The 24,139-nt window shown below is 35.9% G+C and carries 18 protein-coding genes and 3 pseudogenes; 3 read left to right on the forward strand and 18 right to left on the reverse strand.

The window, feature by feature from the left end; genetic code table 11:
* Nucleotides 1-142: 142 nt before the first annotated feature.
* From K9V48_RS07100 to K9V48_RS07115, 4 genes and pseudogenes are all read right to left on the reverse strand, one after another.
* Nucleotides 143-541, reverse strand: a complete 399-nt coding sequence (locus K9V48_RS07100; protein WP_224138011.1) for an acyl-CoA thioesterase — start codon at nucleotides 539-541, stop codon at nucleotides 143-145.
* 124 nt (nucleotides 542-665) lie between these two features.
* Complete coding sequence (gene icmF, locus K9V48_RS07105) at nucleotides 666-3,941, reverse strand: fused isobutyryl-CoA mutase/GTPase IcmF (protein WP_224138028.1); 3,276 nt, start codon at nucleotides 3,939-3,941, stop codon at nucleotides 666-668.
* Between the two features lie 24 nt (nucleotides 3,942-3,965).
* Nucleotides 3,966-4,416, reverse strand: a pseudogene (locus K9V48_RS29015) (3-hydroxyacyl-CoA dehydrogenase NAD-binding domain-containing protein).
* 326 nt (nucleotides 4,417-4,742) lie between these two features.
* Nucleotides 4,743-5,027, reverse strand: a complete 285-nt coding sequence (locus tag K9V48_RS07115; RefSeq protein ID WP_224138029.1) for an enoyl-CoA hydratase-related protein — start codon at nucleotides 5,025-5,027, stop codon at nucleotides 4,743-4,745.
* 126 nt (nucleotides 5,028-5,153) lie between these two features.
* Here K9V48_RS07115 and K9V48_RS07120 point away from each other — a divergent pair.
* A pseudogene (locus K9V48_RS07120) lies at nucleotides 5,154-5,535 on the forward strand (VOC family protein).
* A gap of 563 nt (nucleotides 5,536-6,098) precedes the next feature.
* Here K9V48_RS07120 and K9V48_RS07125 read toward each other — a convergent pair.
* The 7 genes from K9V48_RS07125 to K9V48_RS07155 all read right to left on the reverse strand — a co-directional run bounded on the left by K9V48_RS07125 (nucleotide 6,099) and on the right by K9V48_RS07155 (nucleotide 14,091).
* Nucleotides 6,099-7,529 carry a sensor histidine kinase gene (locus K9V48_RS07125; RefSeq protein WP_224138012.1) on the reverse strand — a complete coding sequence of 477 codons (1,431 nt, stop codon included), beginning with the start codon at nucleotides 7,527-7,529 and terminating at the stop codon, nucleotides 6,099-6,101.
* A gap of 12 nt (nucleotides 7,530-7,541) precedes the next feature.
* The gene (locus K9V48_RS07130; RefSeq protein WP_224138013.1) at nucleotides 7,542-7,898 is read right to left on the reverse strand and encodes a hypothetical protein; all 357 of its coding nucleotides are present in this window, start codon (nucleotides 7,896-7,898) and stop codon (nucleotides 7,542-7,544) included.
* A gap of 453 nt (nucleotides 7,899-8,351) precedes the next feature.
* Nucleotides 8,352-8,537, reverse strand: coding sequence for an aspartyl-phosphate phosphatase Spo0E family protein (locus K9V48_RS07135; RefSeq protein ID WP_224138014.1), 186 nt, complete (start codon nucleotides 8,535-8,537; stop codon nucleotides 8,352-8,354).
* A 223-nt stretch (nucleotides 8,538-8,760) separates the two neighbouring features.
* Nucleotides 8,761-9,057 (reverse strand): hypothetical protein, encoded by a 297-nt coding sequence (locus K9V48_RS07140; protein ID WP_224138015.1) that lies wholly within the window; start codon nucleotides 9,055-9,057, stop codon nucleotides 8,761-8,763.
* A gap of 440 nt (nucleotides 9,058-9,497) precedes the next feature.
* Nucleotides 9,498-10,181 carry a DUF421 domain-containing protein gene (locus K9V48_RS07145; protein WP_224138016.1) on the reverse strand — a complete coding sequence of 228 codons (684 nt, stop codon included), beginning with the start codon at nucleotides 10,179-10,181 and terminating at the stop codon, nucleotides 9,498-9,500.
* A 262-nt stretch (nucleotides 10,182-10,443) separates the two neighbouring features.
* The gene (locus K9V48_RS07150; RefSeq protein WP_224138017.1) at nucleotides 10,444-10,818 is read right to left on the reverse strand and encodes a nucleotide excision repair endonuclease; all 375 of its coding nucleotides are present in this window, start codon (nucleotides 10,816-10,818) and stop codon (nucleotides 10,444-10,446) included.
* 69 nt (nucleotides 10,819-10,887) lie between these two features.
* Nucleotides 10,888-14,091, reverse strand: coding sequence for a DEAD/DEAH box helicase (locus K9V48_RS07155; RefSeq protein ID WP_224138018.1), 3,204 nt, complete (start codon nucleotides 14,089-14,091; stop codon nucleotides 10,888-10,890).
* Nucleotides 14,092-14,356: 265 nt separating this feature from the next.
* Here K9V48_RS07155 and K9V48_RS07160 point away from each other — a divergent pair, with 265 nt between their 5' ends.
* Nucleotides 14,357-14,842 carry a GNAT family N-acetyltransferase gene (locus tag K9V48_RS07160; protein ID WP_224138019.1) on the forward strand — a complete coding sequence of 162 codons (486 nt, stop codon included), beginning with the start codon at nucleotides 14,357-14,359 and terminating at the stop codon, nucleotides 14,840-14,842.
* A gap of 322 nt (nucleotides 14,843-15,164) precedes the next feature.
* Here K9V48_RS07160 and K9V48_RS07165 read toward each other — a convergent pair whose 3' ends face one another.
* The 4 genes from K9V48_RS07165 to K9V48_RS07180 form a co-directional block, all read right to left on the reverse strand.
* The gene (locus K9V48_RS07165; RefSeq protein ID WP_224138020.1) at nucleotides 15,165-16,364 is read right to left on the reverse strand and encodes an oxalate decarboxylase family bicupin; all 1,200 of its coding nucleotides are present in this window, start codon (nucleotides 16,362-16,364) and stop codon (nucleotides 15,165-15,167) included.
* A gap of 622 nt (nucleotides 16,365-16,986) precedes the next feature.
* A complete protein-coding gene (locus K9V48_RS07170) occupies nucleotides 16,987-17,427 on the reverse strand; it encodes an SRPBCC family protein (protein WP_224138021.1) in 441 nt (146 codons plus the stop codon).
* 150 nt (nucleotides 17,428-17,577) lie between these two features.
* Nucleotides 17,578-18,372 carry an arylamine N-acetyltransferase family protein gene (locus K9V48_RS07175; protein ID WP_224138022.1) on the reverse strand — a complete coding sequence of 265 codons (795 nt, stop codon included), beginning with the start codon at nucleotides 18,370-18,372 and terminating at the stop codon, nucleotides 17,578-17,580.
* Nucleotides 18,373-18,722: 350 nt separating this feature from the next.
* Complete coding sequence (locus K9V48_RS07180) at nucleotides 18,723-20,048, reverse strand: amino acid permease (protein ID WP_224138030.1); 1,326 nt, start codon at nucleotides 20,046-20,048, stop codon at nucleotides 18,723-18,725.
* 784 nt (nucleotides 20,049-20,832) lie between these two features.
* Between K9V48_RS07180 and rsgA the strand changes: the two genes are divergently transcribed.
* Nucleotides 20,833-21,927, forward strand: a complete 1,095-nt coding sequence (rsgA, locus tag K9V48_RS07185; RefSeq protein ID WP_224138023.1) for a ribosome small subunit-dependent GTPase A — start codon at nucleotides 20,833-20,835, stop codon at nucleotides 21,925-21,927.
* Here rsgA and K9V48_RS07190 read toward each other — a convergent pair.
* From K9V48_RS07190 to K9V48_RS07200, 3 genes and pseudogenes are all read right to left on the reverse strand, one after another.
* Nucleotides 21,912-22,556: pseudogene (locus tag K9V48_RS07190) on the reverse strand (IS4 family transposase); the annotation flags it as partial. The gene rsgA and the pseudogene K9V48_RS07190 sit on opposite strands and share 16 nt — an antisense overlap.
* Before the next feature lie 190 nt (nucleotides 22,557-22,746).
* On the reverse strand, nucleotides 22,747-23,364 hold the full coding sequence (locus tag K9V48_RS07195) for a poly-gamma-glutamate hydrolase family protein (RefSeq protein WP_224138024.1): 618 nt from the start codon (nucleotides 23,362-23,364) through the stop codon (nucleotides 22,747-22,749).
* Nucleotides 23,365-23,508: 144 nt separating this feature from the next.
* On the reverse strand, nucleotides 23,509-23,802 hold the full coding sequence (locus K9V48_RS07200; RefSeq protein WP_224138025.1) for a hypothetical protein: 294 nt from the start codon (nucleotides 23,800-23,802) through the stop codon (nucleotides 23,509-23,511).
* Nucleotides 23,803-24,139 lie beyond the last annotated feature (337 nt).

The raw sequence follows: 24,139 nt of genomic DNA on the forward strand, positions 1-24,139 counted from the left end.
CAGTATCTAATATGTCTAATTCTAGTAGTATATTGCTAGAGTCCATAGCAATGTAAATTGCAGTTGGAATCGTCTGTGTGTTTTCACAATCATTTATAACATTCTTAAGCAGTCAAAAACTAGATGTCCACTATTCATTGTATTACGCTAAATATGTGCTTAGCTTCTTAATCAATTCTTCATCCAGCGGCTCACTTAACTGTGTTTTGAAGTTAAAATGAACTAACACTACTTCCCCTTCAGCAATCAACTCTTCACTTGCTTGATCCATGATTTGATGTTTTAACTTGATACTTTTTCGTCCAATATGGTCGATATATGTTCGAATGACAAGATTTTGGTTTACATAAGCTTGATTAATATAATCGCAATGAGCGGAAGCGACTACAAAGGACCACTCCTCTTGATTTTTATGAAGATTGTTATCTGCAAAGAAATCGACCCTCGCTTGTTCCAAATAGATGAAAAAACTGACATTATTGATATGTCCGTATACATCAGATTCAAAATATCTTGTACGAACAAATGATTCATGTAGCATCTTAATCTACCTTTCTTGGAATATCCATTTAATTTTCGGTTAAGAAGTATCGGCTCAAAACTTAGTACAATTTCACATTATGAATGTCTTTCTGTAAATCTCTAAATTTTCTAATGGTTGATTCTTACATATTCCTACGATATTGTCCACCTACTTCATACAATGCTGCTGTGATTTGACCAAGGGATGCCACTTTCACAGATTCCATCAATTCTTCAAAAATATTGCCATTTTGAAGAGCGACTTGCTTTAATCGTTTAAGCGCATTTGGACATTTGGCTTTGTTCCTGGACCAGAATTCATTAAGATTTTGAATCTGTATTTCCCTTTCTTCTATTGTCGAACGTGCTAATTCTATTTCAAACACGTTTTCTTCCTTATCTGGATTAATGAATGTATTGACACCAATAATAGGTAATTCTCCAGAATGTTTCTTATGTTCATAATAAAGCGATTCTTCTTGGATTTTCCCACGCTGGTATTGTGTTTCCATCGCCCCAAGGACACCACCACGGTCATGGATACGCATAAATTCAGTTAAGACTGCTTCTTCCACAAGATCTGTAAGTTCATCAATAATAAATGCCCCTTGAAGTGGATTTTCATTTTTCACTATACCCAACTCTTTATTTATGATCATTTGGATAGCCATGGCGCGACGTACGGAGTTTTCAGTCGGTGTCGTAATAGCCTCGTCGAATGCGTTCGTATGCAAGGAGTTACAGTTGTCATTAATGGCTATCAATGCCTGCAGAGTTGTGCGAATATCGTTAAAGTCCATCTCTTGAGCATGAAGGGAGCGACCGGATGTCTGAACATGATATTTAAGCTTTTGGCTACGTTCATTCCCACCATATTTATTTTTTATGACGGTTGACCAAATCCGACGTGCAACGCGCCCCATAACGGTGTATTCCGGATCTAATCCGTTGCTGAAAAAGAAGGATAAGTTTGGAGCAAAGTCGTCAATATGCATGCCACGACTTAGGTAGTATTCTACAAAGGTGAAGCCATTAGCTAGAGTGAACGCTAATTGAGAAATTGGATTAGCTCCTGCTTCTGCAATATGATACCCGCTTATACTGACTGAATAATAATTACGCACCTTATGATCGATAAAATATTGTTGAATATCCCCCATCATCTTAAGGGCAAACTCAGTCGAAAAAATGCACGTATTTTGTCCTTGATCCTCTTTTAAAATATCCGCCTGTACTGTGCCTCGTACAGTTTGTAACGTCCATTCCTTAATTTCCTTAGACTCTTCTTCGTTTGGCTGACGGCCGTTTTTCTCTATGAATTTTTCAATCTGTTGTTCGATCGACGTATTCATGAACATCGCCAAGATAATAGGCGCTGGTCCATTAATTGTCATGGATACACTTGTAGATGGATGACATAGATCAAACCCTTTATAGAGCTTTTTCATATCGTCCAATGTACAGATACTTACACCACTGTTTCCAATTTTCCCAAAGATGTCAGGTCGATAATCCGGGTCTTGACCGTATAAAGTGACACTGTCAAAAGCTGTGGACAATCGTTTCGCTTCATCATTTTGACAAAGATAATGAAAGCGGCGGTTCGTTCGATCTGGAGTCCCTTCTCCTGCAAACTGGCGTTTCGGGTCTTCATTCGTACGTTTGAATGGAAATACTCCTGCTGTATAAGGGAAAAAACCAGGAAGATTTTCTTTTAATAGCCAACTGAGAATTTCCCCAGGATCCTCGAATTTCGGTACACTGACTCTAGCAATTTTATTTCCGGCCAATGATTCCGTGAACAATTCCGTAACAATTTCTTTATTACGAACCTTTGTTACGAGTTGATTTTGCTGGTAGGAATCCCGAATTTCCGGCCACTCTTCTACCATTTTTTTGCATTCTGGATGTATCTTTCGTTCATAATGAGCAATCATTTTATCAAGTTTTGAAGTGAAAGTTTCAGCTTCTTCCTTCGACATGAAATCTCTATTGTCTAGCTCAATTAGTGTCTTCGTACCTCGTAGCTGGTACAATTTGCGAATCAGATTTACTTGTTCTTCGGAGTATTTTCGATAGTGATAAACCGTTTGTACGATTTCTCCTAAATAAGCGGTACGATTTGGTGGGATAATTAAATTTTGCTTCGTTACTTTTTGAATGTTATGATCAAAAGTAGTTGGCCAACTACTTTTCGTTTTCTGTTCTATAAATTTCATTATGTTTGCAAAAAGGACATTTGTTCCTGAATCATTAAATTGGCTAGCAATTGTTCCAAACACAGGTAATTTATCATCTGGCATGTCAAAAAGCTGATGACTGCGTTGATATTGTTTGCGAACATCACGTAAAGCATCTTCAGATCCACGGCGCTCAAATTTGTTAATGACAATTAAGTCAGCAAAATCAATCATGTCGATTTTTTCAAGCTGAGTTGTGGCTCCAAATTCGCTCGTCATGACATACATGGCTACATCACAAAGTTCCACAATCTCAGAGTCGCCTTGACCAATTCCACTCGTTTCTACAATGACAAAATCATATCCAGCCGCTTTAACTATATTAATTGCATCTTTTGTGGCAGCGCTTAACTCAGTTTTAGAACCTCGGGTAGCTAAGCTTCGCATATACACACGTGGATTGTGAATGGCATTCATCCGAATGCGATCACCTAATAATGCACCTCCAGTCTTCATTTTGGAGGGATCTACTGATATAATCGCAATAGAGCGGTCTGGGAATTGTTCGAGATAACGGCGCACCAACTCATCAGTCAATGAGCTTTTTCCTGCGCCACCAGTTCCTGTGATACCTAAAACAGGCAATTTCGGAGCTTCGATCAGCACTTTTTCCAAAGCAGCAGAAATCGTTGCATCCACCTTGTTTTTTATTTGATTTTCTTCTACAAAGGTAATTAATTTTGCAATAGAACCCCAGTTTTTCTTGTTTAATTGCTCTAATTCTTGATGAAATTGCTTCGGAGTTTGAAAATCGCTTTCTCGGATCATATGATTGATCATGCCTTGCAACCCAAACTCCCGACCATCATCTGGCGAAAAAATTTTTGCAATGCCATATTCATGTAATTCCCTGATTTCAGATGGAACGATAACCCCACCTCCACCTGCAAAAACCTTAATATGGTCTGCTCCTTTTTGTTGAAGTAAATCTAACATATATTTCAAATATTCGACATGACCGCCTTGATAGGAGCTCATTGCAATGCCCTGCACATCTTCTTGGATTGCGGCATTTACAACTTCATCAACTGAACGATTATGTCCTAAGTGAATGACTTCTACACCTGAGGCTTGAAGAATTCGGCGTATAATATTAATGGAAGCATCATGGCCATCAAATAATGCAGATGCTGTAACAAATCGAACATGGTATGTTGGGCGAGCAATTTCTGTTTCCATCATCAATCCCCTTCCTTATTCTAGTTATTTGCCCTTTAAAAGGTTATTCGCAATCACTATTCGTTCTACTAGATAATTTCTTGTATAGCCGTAGCCACCAAATATGTTGATCAGTATCCTAACTTTCCCAAAAGATTCAACCAAATTCTTCACAATTCCAAAGGATTCTTCTGAAGTTTCCTGACCTTTAATGATTTCTACCAACTTCATTACAGGAACAGGGTTAAAGAAATGCATGCCTATAACCTTTTCGCGTCGATTCGTAGCTGATGCAATTTCTGTAATACTCAAACCAGATGTATTGGATGCAAATATGGTTGATTCTTTACAAATGACATTATGTTCTTTAAAATGATTTTTTTGGTTCTATCTTTTCAATAATTGCTTCAATAATAATGTCGGCTTCTGCTAAGTCCTGTAAATCGACACTTCCTCTGATATTTCCAAATATTTCATTGGCCCTTCCTTGTTCCAACTTGCCTTTTCTTATTGCTCGGTCTAAATTGTTTCGGATCGAACCAAGGCCTTTTTATATATAATATTCTTCAATATCACGCATAATCACTTCGTAACCAGATTAAGCAGCCACCTGAGCAATACCATTCCCCATCGTTCCTGCTCCCGCCACTCCAATAGTTTTAACCATAGATCTTACAACTCCTTAAAGATCTTTATCTTCTATATAGAAATCAATAAAATCTATTTTTCTATTATTATTTTCCTTTGAAATTTGGAGCTCGTTTTTCAAAAAACGCCTTGCTCCTTCGTTTTTGTCGTCTGTTGCACAAAGTTGAAAATAGTTCAGCCTCTAACTGTAAGCCTTCTTGTAAGACCAATTTGATACGCTTCTTCAGCCGAGACCTGTTCACCGGAAAAAATAAACTTCTTTGCTTTCCCGGGACCAATTAGTTTGGCTAAGCGTTGCGTACCGCCATAACCTGGAATGATACCGAGTAGTCCAACTTCTGGTAAGTCAAATTTGGCATTCATAGCAGCAATACGGACATCACAAGCAAAAGCAAGTTCACACCCACCTTCAAGTGCGAAGCCATTTACAGCAAACGAATTACTCGTTAAGTGGCATATTCAATAATAATTGAATAAAACAGGGAAGATGGCGAAGCTTATTCTATTTGGAATGAATATATAGTATACTTTTGTTTACAATGTGAGTGGTTACATTAGTGACAAGAAGAAATGGAGAGTGGCGATTTGATTACTATTTTGGGGCAAGTTATGCTGTATGTAAATAACCAGGAAGAGTCTTTGGAGTTTTGGACACAAAAAGCTGGATTTTCCGTGATTTCTGAGGTAGATGACGCTCAAGGCATGAAATGGTTTGAAATCGCTCCGACAAATGATTCTCAAACAAGAATTGTTTTACATAACAAGGAAGTAGTTGCTAAAATGTCGCCAGGAGTCAATCTGGGAACCCCATCATTATTTGTTTTTCTCGGACAACCTTGATCAATTATATAAAGACTTTCAAGATAAAAATATAACCGTCGGAGAAATTGTCGATGTCCCTGAGGGAAGAGTATTTAACTTCGCCGATAATGAAGAAAACTATTTTGCAGTGGTAGAAAAAAAGTAATAAGGTAAAAATCAGGGGAATTTGTTTCACCCTTAAAAATGGAGTTCTAGTAACTTCAATAATATGTATTCTACCTTACATAGCATACCGTTCATTAATATGATGGACGGTGTTTTCATGACTTTTTAATCATTATATAAGCCGACAAGGCTGAATTTATATTAATGAAAAAGGACATTCTTTTATGATCTGTTCATAGTATCGGCCCCACCTACACCAGATACTATGACTGCCACACACGCCATCCAACTTACTAACATCATAACAGAAAACGATTATATTTCCGAAAATTAATAGAAAACAAGTTTCGACATAAAAAAAGAGCTTCCGTAATGGGAATCCCTTCGTTCGTAAAGTACGTTTACATTCGCTACGTCCCCTTATCAAAAAAATAATAAAAGCAGATGATTCCTTGTAGGAATGATCTGCTTTCTTCATATCGAAATTTACTTAGCGTATGTTTTCCATATTTTGTTGGTAGGACCCGAAGAAGAATTTTATAGCAACAATACTAATTTTCTTCATCATTTATTCTTTCTAAAACTATTTTTATAAGCATCTATTTAAAAGTCACTAAATGCATACTGAGGCAAAACAATTTGCAGATTTGTTCCATTTGAATTACTATCCACTACTTGTATATCCCCACGATGTTCAAAAATAATTTTTTTTACAAAAGGTAAACCTAAACCCATCCCTTCTATTTTATAAGAAGTAAAAGGATCAAAAATAGTTTCCCAGTTTTCTATAGGTATTCCTTTTCCAGTATCAATCACGTTTATATGAATCATGTCAGCCTCAACATAAGTCGAAATCGTTATTTTTCTTATGGTTCTATCTTTGGGAATTGCTTCAATACTGTTTTTGATTAAATTAATAAACACTTGCTTTAAATATGTTTGATTTACATGCGCTTTTAAAGTTTTATATTTTTTTTCAAAAGAAACTTCTACTGACTTGTCTTTTGATAGTTCTTCTGTTAGTTCAATTGCATTATCAATGATTAAATTAAGATCGACCATTTTATAATCAATGGAGTTATATTTTATAAATTTCATATAATTTTGTGTTAATTCATTAATTTGTTGTGCAGCAGTATAAATCATTCCGTTCATTTTATGACCTTGTTTCGGTAATGTTTCTAACTCGCTCAATAACTTTGAATATCCATTTACAACAACAAGTGAATTTTTCACTTCATGTACTAAACTAGCTGTTAAATTCCCTGTATAATCTAATTTTTTTTGACGCTCAATCAAATGATTATAGTTTACTGTCATCATTGTATTTATTCGCACAAACGAAAAGACAATGATGACAGAAAAAATAATTACTCCTAAACTACTATATAATGCCCCTGTTTCGGGAGAAAAGTTAATTAACCCTGATACAAATAGTAAAAAAGAGCATAAGAAAAATGTACTTAAAAAATCTTTATAGTATTTATTTTGAAGATTTTTAGTAATCATATAGGAAAAAGCTACAAATATAATAAAACTAACTATATGAATTATATACAAAAAATGAAGCGGTCCATATTGAGGGAAATAGTAATACGAATTGGAATTTGTAACCTTAAAATCCTGTAATCCGCTAATCCCGAATTCTGTCATATTTATCAAGTAAATGATAGTACTCCAAATGCACGAAAACACTAAAAATTTCCTATTAAACACAAATAATAGAAAACGATTAAATAATGTATTTTTAAGATTAAATGCATGATTTTTTAAAGTAATATATGCGATATAAAAAACTAAAGGTACCATAAAAGTTGTTCCCGCTCTAAAAATCTTAAAAAGCCATAATATAACTTCTTTAGAAAAAGTACCTTTTAAGTATAAAACTGCTATATCCAATTGCCATAAACTAATTGAAAGCATGTAAAGCAGTAAAGGGATTGCTAGTTTAGAACCGCTATACAATTTTAAAACAGAGATCGCTAATACTACCGGAATAATTCCTATAATAGCGATTAAAAACGATATGATCAATGTTTACACCTACTAATATTTATATCTTTTTACATAACCACATGCATTATTGCCTCCAAGCCCATGATTAGTTATTGCTACTTCATTAACCTCTTGAAACAAAGTTTCAGTAATACTATTCATATCTTCAAAACCATCTTTTTTGGTGCGAATGGTTGGAGGTATAAACCATTGGGTAATACTTAACAATGAAGAAATGACTTGCAATACTCCACTAGCACCATAAGGATTTCCTATCATACTCTTTATGGAAGTGTATGGGACGGTATGGTTAAATACTTCTTTTGAAGAATATTCCTCTATTCTATCATTTACATTTATCCCTAATGCCTGACTGTTTATATATAGATTCTTGGTACACCTTTTCACCAATTGCTCCTACTGAACCATCAAAAAAAGTCCGACTTTTTTATCGGATAAATTAGATAGTTTAGCATGTTTTATTGCTTCCATTCCAGCAGACATACCAAGAAGTGTAACCCTTGGTAATCTTTTATATCTTTTATCATGCTCATATTCCTCTAAGCTTTCTTTTATCTGACCAACAATAGTATTTTCACTATTGGTAACAAAGTTGATACAGATTGTAAACAACAGACACCATTTTTTAAATTAGATACAAATTCTGCAGTGTTATTTGTCCTAAGGGCTTTTACCCCATAACCAGTTACAACTATTTTATCTTTCAATATTTCCACCCTTTTATACAATTATACAAAAGATAGTATTATTATCATAGGTAAAAATATCTAGAAATTACTGGATGTATTTTTTGAATTACTGATTAGATTAATAAAATAGTTGTATATTTTTAGAAAATCATTATAACTGAATCTTTCTTTTATTTGATTGCCTTACCATCTGTTTTTGATATATTAATATTTTTTTGTCTAATTCTTGGCTAATTTTTAAAATTTCTCCTTGTGAATAATTTTTAGTTTGATTTCCTAATTTATATAAATACGATCGTAAGGACTGTATTTCTTTTTTTAATTGAAATATGTCCATAATAACCCCCAATAATCAAATTAATTATTCAATTATACCATCAACTTCAACTATTTTTCTGTTTTTTCGTTTTTTTGAAATATTTCCTAATAATTAGTATTGGTGAGAAAGAGAAATGAACACTTCTAACGATTTCGAGGGTATTCACTTAATTAAATAGGATTGATTCCTCACCAGCTCTATGTTGTGTGAAGGTCTGTCAATTTAGAAGCGGCTATATTTTTTATTCAATCCCATCTTTATAATTTTTCTCCCAATGTTTATCCCCAATATGTTCTATGTCATCAGTTGTCTTTTCCAATTCAGTGAGAATGATATTTTTCATTTCATTTATGGTTTCAAAGAATGTTCTTTCTTCCACTGGGTTTGGCTTAATTTTTGCAGTGGAACTTGTCCCTACTAACATTCGGTGCCCCTCAAGTAACTTATCAAACGCTTCAAATATATGCCTAGCTAAAACCGCTATATCTTTGTGATCTTCTGGTAGTTTGTTCTTTATGTTTTCGATCCTATTATGCATTTTCATTTTCCCCTTTTTTAAGATATACCTTATTTTCACCAATTAATCTTAATCCATTCAACATAACAAGATCTTTAGTAGTACAAATTATTGATAATTCAGCACATCTTAAACCAATACCCATTCTGCTTCAATTGCTTAGCATCTGTTTTCATCGTTTATCTATACTTATGAAAATCAATAGTAATTAAAGTATTCTAAGAAGAAAAATTGAAAGTAAAGCTACTTTGAATACTTGATATCCTAACTCAGTAAACAATGTAATGATGTCTTAACACTGAGAAAACATCGAATATCTTACTTAGATAACAAAGGGTTTTAGTTGTTAATAGAGATTGCCGAATCCATGCGGTGAAAGTTGGAACTTTGACTGGAAAATCCCTTTTCGTTACTCATAAGGAGATTTATGCAACGTACTTTAGACATAAGATTCATAGTGATTATGATTTTGGATAGGTTTGAACAAAAATTCCGTCTCCTTCCAACCATTCAGCTATAAAAACATCTTTATAATCAGATACATTTTGTGATAAGAGTTGCCTCTTTAACCAGGATTCATCATATCTCAAATCTTTAATTTCATCCCATAATACTTCCCCATCTCGAATGAGAGTAACAGGAACATAAACAGGCTTGTCCAAAAGATTAAAATCCTCTAATGTCGTTTTCTGATACTGTGACTTCTTTAAAATGCTAATTGAACCGTTCGCTTCTAAGTAGCAAAAGGCAACTTCTCGAATCGAAAAGGTTTCACTTTGCCTAAGTAAGCTTTGTAATTGATTGATATTCATCCGATTTTTTCTTAACTCTTCCCGGTCGACTACCCCGTTTTTAATGAGAGCAGCTGGTTTCCCTTCAAAAATACCGCGAAACAATAAAGATTTTTGTCCGAGATATTCGACAATAAAAAGTAAAATGCTCCACAATGCCATAGAGTAAATAATATAAAGGACACCAATTTGATGATCGTATAATGCGTTGCCTAGTAATTCTCCTAACACGATCGCGGCGATAAAAGTGAATGGGGTAATTTGATTAATGATTTTCTTTCCAACAAACTTGACGATAATAAAAAGAAGGAAAAACCCGATAATAAGTTCAATGGTTAGATACATGACCTTCATTTATAAATACTCCAATCTAATTAAACATCGTGATTACATTTTCATTTATTTCCAATTACTGATCGTTATAATACAAACCGGTACATAACGTTCGCAGAAGCACCTTTTATCTATATGGGGTAGCATCATGATTTTGATTTGTTGACCGGACCACACAAAAAAAGGACTTCCATTTTGAAGAAGTCCTTTTTTAAATATATGAACAATAGCTTTTATAGGAATTAACAAACTAACTTACTGATCCTTAACATCTATGTTTACATTATTTATAATATACTTTATCTACATTGTATTTCGCTTGAAACTTATTCGTAATGTACGTTTCATAAATGTCTCTTTCCATTGGATCTTCTACTAAACATACATCTATTCTGTACACTTCTTCTCTATGATTCTGAATTGGTGACACCGTGTCTTCAAGATGCTTCTTAACTCTTTGTCTTAGCTTTCTTGCTTTCCCAACAAAAAGTAATTCATCTTTTTTATTGTAAAACAAGATAATGCCGCCTTTATCTCTCGGAATCTTATGAATGTCAATGAATCCCTCAATTGACTTTATAACTGGTTCATTTTCATCTCGTACTTGCGTTCGTTCTATGATTGAAACGTCTACTTTAGGTATATCAATTTTTATCATCAATCTTCACGTCCTTTTTTTCATACAATGTATAGAGTATCACAAGTTGATAAGAAATACTATCTTACTCTAAATCATCAAGATCTCCCTAAGATCCTCTTCAGTCAGAGCTGATAGGTTTTTCTCATCAGAATCAATGATTTCTTCGATGAGATGTCGTTTTTTCTCTTGGAGTTCATTCATTTTTTCCTCGATTGTTCCGCGGGCAACCAGCTTGATAACCTGTACATCATTTTTCTGGCCAAGACGATGGGCACGGTCTGCTGCTTGCTCCTCAACTGCTGGATTCCACCAAGTATCATATAAAATAACGGTATCTGCACTCATCAAGTTAAGGCCAGTCCCCCCTGCTTTCAAGGAAATGAGAAATAAATCGCGTTCGCCGTTATTAAATCGATTGCAGATTTCAATTCGATCTTCAGATGGGGTTTGTCCATCGAGGTAAAAGAAAGGCAGTCCTTTCAATGCTAATTGTCTACCTATGAGTTCTAGCATTTTCGTGAATTGTGAGAAAATTAATACCCTTCTTCCTGATAGCTTCGATTGCTCTACAATTTGCATAAGCTGTTCAAATTTTGCTGATTTTCCTTTATAGTTGTCCACAAATAGGCTTGGGTGACAACAAATCTGTCGTAACCGAGTTATACCAGCCAAGATTTTGATGCGATTTTTTCGAAGTGTATCCTTATCCAGATGCTTTAATGTATCATGTCTCAGCTTTGCTAAATAGGCCGCATACAATTTCTTCTGTTCAGGAAGCAGCTCCACTGATTCAGTCGACTCGACTTTTTTAGGAAACTCTGAAAGTACGTCTTCCTTCATCCTGCGAAGCAAAAATGGTCGGATTCTCCGAGCAATCGTTTCCCTTGAAAGTTTGCTGTATTCCTTTAATCCAAGGAATAATTCAGGAAAGATAATGTGAAAAATGGACCACAGCTCTTCAATGGAATTTTCCACTGGTGTCCCAGTGAGTGCGAAGCGATAATCTGCCTGTATCTTCTTTACCGCGCGCGCAGTTTGTGTCGTAGGATTTTTAAACACCTGAGCCTCATCAAAAAACACTGTGTAAAATACTTGTCGCTCATACCATGTTAGATCCATGCGTAATAACGGATAAGAAGTGATCACAACATCGATATCCGTTAATTTCTTTTGAATTTTGCCCCTCTCTGTTTTATTACCATCGATAACAATGGCACGTAATTCAGGGGTGAATTTCATGATTTCACTTAGCCAGTTATACGTTAATGAGGATGGGCATACAATCAGTACCGGAAGTTTATTTTTACGGATTTCAGGAAGCTCTGATAGAATGAACGCAAGACTTTGTAGGGTTTTTCCTAGTCCCATATCATCTGCGAGAATCCCTCCAAACCCATAGTAGGCAAGAGTTTTCATCCATTGAAAGCCTAATTTTTGATAGTCTTTAAGTATTGACGCTAAACTACTCGGTAGTTGAAACTCCAAACTACCGGGATTGTGAATGGTTTCTAGAAACTGACGAAACGATGCTTCTAACTTAAATACTTTGCTCCCACCGACAGTATCAAGAAGTTGTAGACTCTGGTTTATTGATAAACTCAAACCACTTGCAAGATCTTTATTCTGGATCTCGGGTGAATGAAGAAAACGACGAATTTCTGCAAATTCGCTTGTCTCCAATGAAAGCAGCGACCCATCCCGCAAGCGATAATATTTCCGTTTTTCCTCTAAGGCTTGTAGAACATCTCTTATGTGTTTTTCAGGTATTCCATCCATTTCGAATGTAAATTCAAGCCAGTTTGTCCGTTCCCTTTTGAACTTTACTCGTATCTGTGGGTGAACATTTCCTCTGAAAATTCGATTTCTTACAGCAGTCGTTGCATAAATTTGCACAATTTTTTTCATCTTTGGTATGACATGGGTTAAAAATTCATACTCCAACTCATCATTTTGCAAAAAATAACCGCCATCCGTCTTCGTAAACAAGCTTTCATCCATCAGCTGCAGGATCTCATCCTCCTTGTCTACATCCCTTATCACCATCGAACCTGCAGGGAGCACACGATTCTCCACTGGATTCATCACGATTTTTTCATAGTGAAATTCGAGTCCAGCAAGCAGACGATTTTTCACACGATCCAAGTAAAGCTTAGCAATCAACGGCGACTTCATAAACTGGTTAGCTATTACGCCAGATATTTTGACATCACCTAGTTTTCTTAAACCTGGAACCACTTTTTCGAGAAAATAACCGATTTGCCCATGAGAAATTGGAATGTCATTTGTCCCCGAAGCCTCTACCATCTGTTTTAGATCGTAAAGACGATTACAATCCTGACTTTCCAACTGTTTTAATTTTCCATTAAATAATACAGTCAGATAAGAGTTTAGGATAACCATCTGATGTAAGCCATTAATCTTCAATCGATACCTATTACCGTTCGTTTCTTCAAGGTCGAATTGTAATGGAAGCAATCCATCAGTTAAGTGTAATCCATCAAACGTTTGACCGTCATATACCAATTTCACCTTTGGAGCCTTTATTAGTGAAGGTAGCAAATTTTTCCAAGAAGACGGTGAGATGAGTAGTAGATCATTGCTGATTGGTTGGCTATTTTCGTTTGGTAATGTGGCAAAATACATTTTTTCATCATGATTCATTTGGATGAGCTGCTGGGTGACAGCATCTGTTTCTTTTGGAAAGCAATGAAGATGATGGTTAAAAGTAAATGTATCGGAAAGTGTGCAATGAGAGCCCTCCTTCAGATTTTCCAGAAAGGTCCTGATATTTTGCACGTGGATCTCATTAATTTTTATTTCAATACCAAGCATTTGTTGCCCTTTACTAATAGTGACCGGTTTACAAGTAAACTCGACGTCAAGTACTTGCCTGTTTTCAAAATATGTTTGATGACCACTTAATCGGACGGACTGTGTATTAAAAAGGGTAAACAATCCGTCTGTCAGGTCTTGATTCGCTGGATCCAGTTCAATTGGTGCTGTTCCATGACGTTGATGTTCATATATCGCTACTAAAACAGCGGCAATATGCTGACAATCTTTATCAAAAGAAGCTAGCTTAGGACAGCTGCATTTCGTTTGTATTCCGCCGGAGGCATCCCTTTCAATCGTAACAAAAAAATCTTCCGCTCCGAGCACCTTCGCTTTACTTTCATTTGAGGTATATTGTTCAAACTTGATTTTATTTGAATGATAAAAGGCCTCTCCTCTTTTAAAGGATACAGTGCCACACATGTCTTTTATGATTTTATGATTTACTTTTATGTTCAAATGTCCAACTCCTTTCATGAGGACATTTTGATGTTTATTCATCGATGCTTGTTTGAACAGTTTCTAATTATGTAGCAGTAGTCAAAATCAATATCATGATTGTATCATAAGGATTGAATGATTACCTGTAGTAGACCATCAAAAAATGTGTTGCCTAAAACAACTTGCGACAAAAGCATAGCGATTTTGATCCTAAATAATGGGGACAAATGTTACAACGATGAAAATTGTTTGAAAGTTATTACAAAAAGAAAGGCTGATGGAAATGGAATGTACGATCCGAGAGATGCAAATGGCAGATATTCAACAAGTGCAACAAGTTGCTAAAACAAGTTGGAATAACACTTACGAGGAAATAATTCCATTTGAAATTCAGGAAAGTTTTTTAAAATCTGCTTATAATGATGCGATGATGCAAAGACGATTAGAAAATTCATTTATTTGGGTTTCAGAAGTGGATGGAAAAATTGTTGGCTTTGCAAACTTTTCTTCCGTAGAAGAATACGGTGCGACAGAACTCGGAGCAATTTATGTAATTCCTGATTGCCAAGGAAAAGGTATAGGAACAGCTTTACTAAATGAGGGTATCAAAAACATAGAAGGTGCAAAAGAGATTTTTATTAATGTAGAAAAAGAGAATCGTATCGGAATAACATTTTACAAAGCAAAAGGGTTTAAAGTTGTTTCTGAATTTGATGATGACTTTAATGGACATATCTTGAAAACAGTAAGAATGGTTTTAGACGTGTAATGCTCACGAATTAGTCGGTTTTTTTGATTTTTTAATGAACTTAATAACAGAAATAGTTTTAATTATTATAAATAAATTAATTTTATGCTATATTTGTTTAGGAAAAATAGGCAGGATCATATTTGATTTACAAAGTTTAATATGTTCCCACCTTTTCATATTGTAGATTTGATTTGCAATTAAACGTTCTATTGTTACGCTATCAAAGCTTAAGAAAATAAGATAGACAGATATTATACATGACTAATAGGTGAAGTCATGCTCTTTTAGTTCTTAAATTGGATAACCAAACTGAATTTTCAACTCAGAGATTTAATCAACTTCACTCCTTTCTGGATGACTTGTCGATACCGGTGTATTTGACGACTGGCCATTTCTCCTTCCGCAATGCGTTTATCAGCTCCGGTCCTACGTGCAAGTGGTCCTGAACTAGTTCTTTTGGAGTCAGTGCCATCCACTGGTTCAACGATACATCGGCAAAGCGATTACTCTTGAATATCTCTAGAAACCATAGGCTTTGGTTGCAGGTGTTTTGGATGTAATGTCCCATGGCAAACGGTACATACCCCACATCACCTGCCCGGTAATTAAACGTTCGGGCTGTGCCACTCGCCGCGAATACCGTCATTCGCCCGATTCCCGAGAGGTAATACTGCCACTCATCCTTATTCGGATGCCAATGCATTTCTCTCATTCCACCCGGTTTGATTTCCACCAAAGCAGCTGCAATGGAAGTCGAAATGGGGAAATTGGTGGAATCAACTATACGTACCGTTCCCCCCGGAGTTACGATTGGATCCTGTGCAAGTAACCGATGGGTGAAGCTCTTAGGCACAGTACCATAAGGATCCGAAACCTCGTCGCTTTCCAGTGAGCCTGGTGTCTTTGTTTGAAAAATGTATCGTTGTTTTGTCGGGATGTTGGCAAAAGCGCTTTCTGGTACACCGAAATTCGCAGCTAGCACGTCTTTTGGTGTGTGTGCGAACCAATCGGTAATAGTGAAGGTATCGAATTCGGAAAAGCTACCATCGTCGAAAACGAGCAAAAATTCGCAACCTTCCTCTAGTCCTTGTATCGAGTGTGGAATTCCGGCAGGAAAGAACCATAAATCTCCTGCGCCAACATCGGCAATAAAGTTTCGCCCGTCTTGATCGACCGAAGTGATTCGTGCACGGCCCAATATCATGTAGGCCCATTCTGATTGCTTATGCCAATGTAACTCACGCACACCACCTGGCGTCAGTCGCATGTTCACACCTGCAAGCGTGGTAGCGATTGGCAGCTCTCTGACCGTTACTTCCCTTGACCAACCTCCATGATTTAACTGCATATGTGTATCAGAAAAAGAGAACTTTAAATTGGGGATCGTTCCAGCATCTGTGGCCGGAGGTACTAGCATATCGGGGTTTTCAAGGTCCCTCATGACGTCTCGTGGACCGAAATCGGTCGCACCAGCGCCATCATCCCTGATTGGCTGCGGAACATTTTCGTACGAAGCTTTTTCCCTTGGTCGATTTTTCATCAGATATGCTCCTTTCACAGGTATTTTAGAAACGCGAATTCAATAATGTCCTAACTGAAGTTTATGACTCAGAATTCGAAAATAGATCAATTCCTGTAAAAATGCCTATCTTTTCTCGTCTGATAAATGGGAATAAATATTAAAAGAACTATTGTTACAGCCCGATCTTGTTCAACAAGAAGTGTACGAGAGATGTGTGATTTTCCCGTTTCAAAAAGAGCTAAATGGCTCTTTTTGACATGAAGTAATTTAATAGTTTTCCGAAAGAAGTGCCCTTCCTCAAGCGTGTGAAGGGCACAGCCCAGCGTTAGGGAGGGGATGAATTTCGGTTGGCGGTAGCAAAAGGCTTTTCTGTTCCCTAAATCTTGGTATAATAGAATCAAACATGCTCTTGGAAAACTGAAGATATGAGGTTGTGACAGGAAGAACGCTCTGTCACGTAAAATTTTCAAGCCACCAAAGAACTAGTCAACGTGCTATTTTTTGTAGGGCAAGGTCGTGTCCGAACTTAAGCCTGTGGAGATCATGTAAGCCCTATTAGGTATCCTACTAGGCTACGATCCTTGAAGCAGGAAGCCCCTTCTCTTCAACTTCGATGAAGTAAGGAGGGGTCGTTCACCTACTAATGAATTAATGATGCCCTCAAATTATTAATGCCATTTTCCAAGTAACCCTTTAAACAAGTTAACATGTATACCCAACCTTCTTTTTGTCCGATCATTTTGTTTACTATTTCGGGGTCATCTTCTTTCAAACCTGATTCGTTTACTTCAATGATTGTACTCGTATTATCCAACTCTTTTAGAGTAATTGCAACAACCGTTTCTTGATCATTTCCCCCCCACGAGAACGCGATTTGCTTATTTTCCTCGACTGCCAATACATTTATATCCCCCTCTGCATTGTATTCATCATATCTCCAAGTAATCGTCTTACCTTGTTCCACTCTTGCAGTAGCCGATGAAAACCAATAATTAGACATTTTGTTAGGGTCTACTATAGCTTCAAATACTTCATTAACTGGCTTGAGTATTTTTAATTTCGTAGTGATTTGAGTATCCATATTAAATCATCTCTCTTTCGGTATTTTGAAAAATCCTTATAAACCAAGACTTACGGGATGTTATCCCCCTCTATTTCCTTTGCTGATTTTGAATCTTAAAGTAGGTATTTTAATGCCCGTTACGAATGGGTTAACCTCATATTAACAATATTAGATGCTAAGACCAAAATGTTCTTTCGATAGCTCTTTGAACTTATTTTCATCAATTTCTTCTTTCTTTACGATTCCATCTGTCCACTCGGTAAAGGATGAATTTGTTAACGTGATATTTCCATTATCAGTTATTCGATTGATTAGTGGCTTCTTATTAAAGGGGGATTCCTCATGCTCGAGAATCACTTTTTGTATCTCATTTAATTCTCCCATATCTTCAACCACTTTTTTTGAATCAAAAGCGTACCCGGCTTTCCAATCTTTGTCTTTATGCTTTAATTTCATTTCGAAAATATAGTCCCCATGCTCGCTTTCTTCTTTTTTTACACGAAATTCGCCATTTTCACTTGTTACAGATTCCCCATTTAATGGCACGGGCTTTAACGGCAAATTCCCTCCAAAACCTGTGTCAATTATATATAACTCCCCATTATGCATGACCAAATTGGCTACATGTGTTCTCCCAATACGATTCCAACATTGATTTTGATGATTGAATGTTATACCACGAATTAAGTCCGCTTTAAACCCATTTTCAATTAAGAAAAAATTGAGGATCGTATTTAATTCATAGCAAAGTCCGCCCTCATTTCTTAGAACGATTTTAGTTAGTAAGTTTTCTTTCGTGAGTTCGTAAGTATTGTTTGCAATGATACACAAATTTTCAAAAGGGATTGATTTAGCCGCCTTTTCAAGGACATAATCTAATGTTTCAAACGTTATCATTTCATTTTCTGAAATACCAACTCTTTTACGAAATAATTCGTTAATTGCGAGTAAATCGTTTTTCATAGTTCATGCTCCCTCGTCTTCATTATGTAAACTTTTAGATCCTTCAAGTTATTTCTTTGATTTTGAGTTTGCTAGTTTCTTGTTGTTTTATCTATCAATCCAACATTGATTATTAATGACTCTAAAATTGGTATTAATATCTATATTATATAAGAAAATTTAGACATAAAAAAGAGCTGCCATTTTAGACAGCCCTTGAATACTAATTTCATATAAAATTTATGTAAGACAAAAGTAAGTGATGTTTCTAAGTGAAGATTTATAAAAAAACGGGGCATATCTCAAAACTGCCCCGATTTGCTTAGTATATTTGTACATTACTTACTCTACTGTTCCTCAAATAAAATGAATTATTTGTCCTCAGCATCTAGTAATGCACGCTTGCCTATTCCCAAAACGTAATAACTAACGACTACGATGCCTAGAAAAACAAGTCCTACAATCAGTGGTATGCGTGTGTCATTATTAAACCACATTCCGACTAATACCATAATTAAGAAGGCAATCGTCACGTAGTTTGTAAAAGGTGCGAAAGGCATTTTGAAAGGATGGTTGACCATTTCAGCCCCTTTTCTCTTTCTGAATTGAATTTGACTAATAAGGATGACAAACCATGGAATCATACCAGGAAGCACACTTGCACTATATACGTAGACAAATATATTTGGTGGCGCTATATAGTTTAAAACAACACCAATTGCTAAACCGATTAATACTCCAAATGTACCGTATAATGGAACTCCACTTCGAGAAATTTTCGTAAAGAATTTTGGAGCTTGTCCATTTTTTCCTAATGTATAAAGCATACGTCCTGCGCTGAAAATTCCACTGTTGCAGCCAGACATCGCTGCTGTAATGACAACGAAGTTAATAATACCAGCAGCTGCTGTAATTCCAACTTTCGCAAAAGTAGAAACAAATGGACTTCCAAGTGAATTAAGTTGATCCCAAGGATAAACAGTAACGATAACAAAAATAGCACCAATATAGAAGATTAAAATACGCCAAATAATACTTTGAATCGCTTTTGTTAACGTTTTTTGTGGATTTTTCGCTTCACCAGCTGTAATTCCAATTAATTCGACTCCTTGATATGCTGCAATAACGAGAGAGAGCGCAAAGAAAAATCCGGACCATCCACCTGTAAAGAAACCTCCATGTGCCCAAAGGTTAGATATTCCGATTGCGTCCCCTCCGTTACCAAATCCGAAGAAAATAAGTCCAAATCCTGCAATAATCATCAAAATGATCGTAACGATTTTAATCATCGCAAACCAAAATTCAAATTCACCAAATGATTTAACAGAAATTAAGTTCGCTGCACCAAGAATTACCATTGCGATGAAGCCTGGTATCCAAGCAGGAAGATCTGGGAACCAATACTGCATATATGCCCCAACTGCAATAATTTCTGCCATTCCAACAATAACCCACTGGAACCAGTTACTCCATGCAGTCAAATATCCTGCTAATGGATGTATATACTTATAACCTAATGTCGCAAATGAGCCTGTACTTGGCTCTACATACAACATTTCTCCCATTGCACGCATCACGAAAAAAATAAAAATTCCGCAAATTGCATAGGCAAGGAGAACAGACGGGCCCGTCCATTGAATCGTGCTGGATGAACCCATAAATAAACCAACACCGATTGTACCGCCCAAAGCAATCATTTGAATATGACGTGCTTCTAAGCCTCTTTTCAATTCTTTGTTTTCCACTCCATTTCCTCCTCATACTCTAGTAATAGCCCCAGTTTCAAGCAAGTTACTAATACACCCACTATTCGGTTTCGAAATGAGGAAGCAGGCGCCACTTATTCTTAAAAGCTACCTCTATAAATCATTCTTCACTTCTTATTAAGTATTCCTAAAAATAGATTGATTAGATTCCTTGTCTTCCTATCGTTATACGATGAACGAATTCATTATCTTATAATAATAAAATTTTCGATAAAAAACAATTGTACTTTTCAGAAAGACACTTTTTTATTAAAATATATCGATTAACCTCAGGTGAATACAGTTATTGGAAATTACAACTTTTTTATTTTGATACAATTGAAATATTTTGAAAGTTCATCAGAAAGCACTTCTGAGATTAAGAAAACTGGGTGAAGGATTATTTATCATTTTCAGTACCAAAAGTGTATAAACTTCCCTGAATTGCGTGGATAATCATTCTATTTGGATCTAATTCTTCTTCCTTCAAGTATATAAGGTGAATTTATGATTAAGACTTTCATCGATAAAATCGGAGGGTTTATGCCTAGACCTTTAATTCAAATGGGTTGCAAATTATGATAAAGTGAAACTTATACGTAATAGAAAGGAGATGTTGTTTTTATGTATAGCAAGCAAAATCTTGAGATTGTAACCAATGGGGAGGTATGTGCAAAATAAATTCATGCATAGAACCTCCCAAAGGTTATAATCAAATCTTTAGGAGGAAATGAAGTTGAATAAAATAAATATGAAAAATCTAGGACTTACTGAAAAATTAATACAGAAGTCTAAACTATATAAAGATCTTTTTATTGGTCGAATTTCATCACAATATAAAAATTTATATAAAGTTATTACGGAAAACGGTGAGTTTACAGCTGAAATATCTGGAAAATTACGTCATAGTGTAAGCGGACTTTCTGAATATCCTGCTGTTGGAGATTTTATTATGGTCGATCGAACAGATAATTCGCATGGAAACGGAATGATTCACCATATACTAACACGGAACAGTGTTTTTGCACGTAAAGTGGCTGGTTCTAAAAATGATACACAAGTTGTCGCTACGAATATTGATACAGTTTTTATTTGTATGTCTCTGAACAATGATTTTAATCTTCGTAGACTGGAGCGTTATCTTTCTATCGCTTGGGATAGCGGTGCGATCCCGGTTATTGTACTTACAAAATCAGATCTATGTAAGGAGTTAGAGATAAGGCTTAACGAAATATCTTCTATTGCAATTGGCGTAGATGTGCTTGTTACATCAAGTATTTCTGATGATGGATATCAATCATTAAAAAGATACCTTTCAAGTGGAAAGACAGCTGCATTTATAGGCTCTTCTGGAGTTGGAAAATCAACCTTAATTAATCGTCTACTCGGACAAAGTGTATTAGATACGAGTGAAATAAGAAATGACGATAAGGGAAGACACACAACTACAAGGCGTGAGCTGATCATGTTGCCGGATTTAGGCGTTGTTATAGACACTCCAGGAATGCGAGAACTAGGTATTATTAGTGCCGATTTGTCAAAATCCTTTGCTGATATTGATGAACTTGCTTCGAAATGTAGATTTAACGACTGTACCCACAAAAATGAGCCAAACTGTGCAGTACAAAAAGCTATTAAAGATGGTATTTTGTCAGCTGAAAGGCTAGAAAGCTATTGGAAACTTAAAAGGGAAACTAAGTATGAAGGCTTGAATTCTAAAATGATTGAAAAAGAAAAGATAAATGAAATGTTTAGTGGCATGGGCGGCATGAAAAATGCTAGGAAGTTCTTAAAAGAACAACAAGGGAAAAAAAGTAACCGCGAGATATAGTAAGCCTCTTTATCATGAATGGCTTGTAAGTCTCCTAAATCGAAGTAACCAAGATCACGCAAACATAAATCGCCCGCCTCTACGGTTTCAAGACAGATGGTACCGTATGTTTTATCATTGTTCTTTCCTGGCCCTAGCTGCACGTTTAAAAATTGGCTACTCAGTAAATCGTATTCCAATTAGATTTTCACTCCTGCAGTATTACTACTCCCTCCAGATCCTTGATAATCAGTGGCGAAGGAATCAGGTAGTTGAAACACAGTCGCATCTAAAATCCGAATACGTTTGAAAGATGAAACCATGTGTGAAGATAGCGATTGTGTCGCACAAAGTTTTTGTGTTAGGAGTGAAGTAAAGACTTCTCGAAGGAATGTGACAGCTGCTGAATTAAAGCGTACTCATGAGTCCCTCTTGACTCATGAGTACGCCCGTTGAAGCCTCTAACCGACTACATAGTTTTGCGCAAGGGATGTATTGGCGACTTCTTGGCTGAGCCAAACGCAAAGGGCGATGAGTTCATCTGCTTGATACTTACTAGATCGCTGCACAAAACCAACCTGTTTAGCGATTTTTTGTAGGACGATTGGAGATAGAAAGCGTTGTAATTCTTCAGAAAGCGAGAGGTCCATGAAAAAAGGTCATCCTTTTCAAGTATTTTACTGAAAGAATAACGTTTTTTTTCATTTTTGGGGAAATTCGTTTCTTTAGCTTGATGGGCATGGGGTACAGACAACATTTTGGAAAAATTGTACGTTAAGCATAGGGATGATGGTCCAATAAGGAGAAATATCCATAACAAATATCACCCATTACATCAGTTTATAAAGCGGTCTTATCTAATGCTTCCACTACAGCATTTACAAAATTCCAAAATATAGGAGTTGTGTTGACACGGTTAGGTCTGCTCCAGTCATTATTAACAAAGAAAGATTGTCTAAGAGCCCTTGTTAACTCCAACTGAACACCTTTGCTTACCTTGTTTCGATTGATAATATTGTTCGGATTATCCCCGTTAATCTCTTCGGAAGCATTTCCTACTTTGATACTCCATCTCATAAACGCATTTTTTAAGTGATTTATTAAGTTGGTGTCTAGTCCGCCTATATACACCTTCGGCGTTGCGCCGGAAGCTCCATGAAGGCTAATAGTTCTTGAAGATAAACCAACTAAGTTTAATGCTGTTGGTTCATCGAAATTTGTAGAAGTAATGTGTAACACAGAGTTGCCTGATGATTTAAGTCCTTCGAAAATGTACATGTTCGAAGACGATCTCCTAGCAATCGCATTTGTTGCTTCACTTGTTCCAATTTCGATTCCACCACCATGCAGAGCAATGATAAGTGTTTGGGAAAAGTTATTTATTGTATAAATATCGTAATCTTTCCCTTTTATCTCGTTCGCCGACAATTGTTTATAATTTAGATAAGTGTCATCCATTCATCATACCTCGCTTTCAAATTCTTCTACCACAATCGGAATACCTCCTGTCATCGTTTCCGTGTCGTAGGCTTGCAGAACTTCGTATGTGTCGCAAACAGGTTGTTCCCGCGTTGGAACAAACCCTTTTCTAGTTGTTTAGCTTTATCTTTTTTTGTCTTTATCCTGGTCTTGAACTTGTTTAGATTGAGCATTTGAGCGTAATTTTGCGATAGAATCAGAATCAACCTTAACATCAATGTCTACCTTAGCATTTTCACTATCTTCAATTTTGGATTTAGTAACGTTTGTATTACGGTTGATATTTTTTAAATCATTGTCATTTTTAACATCTACATCAGCTTTTGCCTTGGTATCTGAATCTGAATCTGAATCAGATTTTGAATAATAATGATAATGTTTGCGCTCTTGACTTATTGGCTTTTCTCCTTTTATCACTTATATCGATAATGTATTCAAATTAAGTCAAAATGGATGGACAACTCTCTTATATATAATGATTTTTTTAGAAGTTCACATCAAAAAGGAGCCATATTTGATTCAAATAAGATGTCTACCTCTAGTGAAAAGTTGTATAGCGTATACAAATCTATTTAACATAATCACCCTTATCGGCAAAACAGGTTGGGTACCTTTTAGTACCCAACCTCAGATTGTCGACAAAAGGGGTTCGGAATGGTTTCATTCCGAACCTCTTTTGCGATTTTCTTGGAAATTCACCTCAAATGAATGAGGATAGACCTCTCTTAGCTCACTTTATTATGCCATTTCTGAA

Source organism: Metabacillus rhizolycopersici, from assembly GCF_020075705.1.

Bases quoted from the DNA above. Each gene is read 5' to 3' on its own strand.
- K9V48_RS07145 (WP_224138016.1), bottom strand. From the start codon at position 10,181: ATGAAGGTCATGTATCTAACCATTGAACTTATTATCGGGTTTTTCCTT.
- K9V48_RS07180 (WP_224138030.1), bottom strand. From the start codon at position 20,048: ATGATTGCTTTGGGCGGTACAATCGGTGTTGGTTTATTTATGGGTTCA.
- K9V48_RS07170 (WP_224138021.1), bottom strand. From the start codon at position 17,427: ATGGATACTCAAATCACTACGAAATTAAAAATACTCAAGCCAGTTAAT.
- K9V48_RS07175 (WP_224138022.1), bottom strand. From the start codon at position 18,372: ATGAAAAACGATTTACTCGCAATTAACGAATTATTTCGTAAAAGAGTT.
- K9V48_RS07150 (WP_224138017.1), bottom strand. From the start codon at position 10,818: ATGATAAAAATTGATATACCTAAAGTAGACGTTTCAATCATAGAACGA.
- icmF (WP_224138028.1), bottom strand. From the start codon at position 3,941: ATGGAAACAGAAATTGCTCGCCCAACATACCATGTTCGATTTGTTACA.
- K9V48_RS07165 (WP_224138020.1), bottom strand. From the start codon at position 16,364: ATGAAAAATCGACCAAGGGAAAAAGCTTCGTACGAAAATGTTCCGCAG.
- K9V48_RS07140 (WP_224138015.1), bottom strand. From the start codon at position 9,057: ATGCATAATAGGATCGAAAACATAAAGAACAAACTACCAGAAGATCAC.
- K9V48_RS07160 (WP_224138019.1), top strand. From the start codon at position 14,357: ATGGAATGTACGATCCGAGAGATGCAAATGGCAGATATTCAACAAGTG.
- K9V48_RS07100 (WP_224138011.1), bottom strand. From the start codon at position 541: ATGCTACATGAATCATTTGTTCGTACAAGATATTTTGAATCTGATGTA.
- K9V48_RS07195 (WP_224138024.1), bottom strand. From the start codon at position 23,364: ATGGATGACACTTATCTAAATTATAAACAATTGTCGGCGAACGAGATA.
- K9V48_RS07135 (WP_224138014.1), bottom strand. From the start codon at position 8,537: ATGGACATATTTCAATTAAAAAAAGAAATACAGTCCTTACGATCGTAT.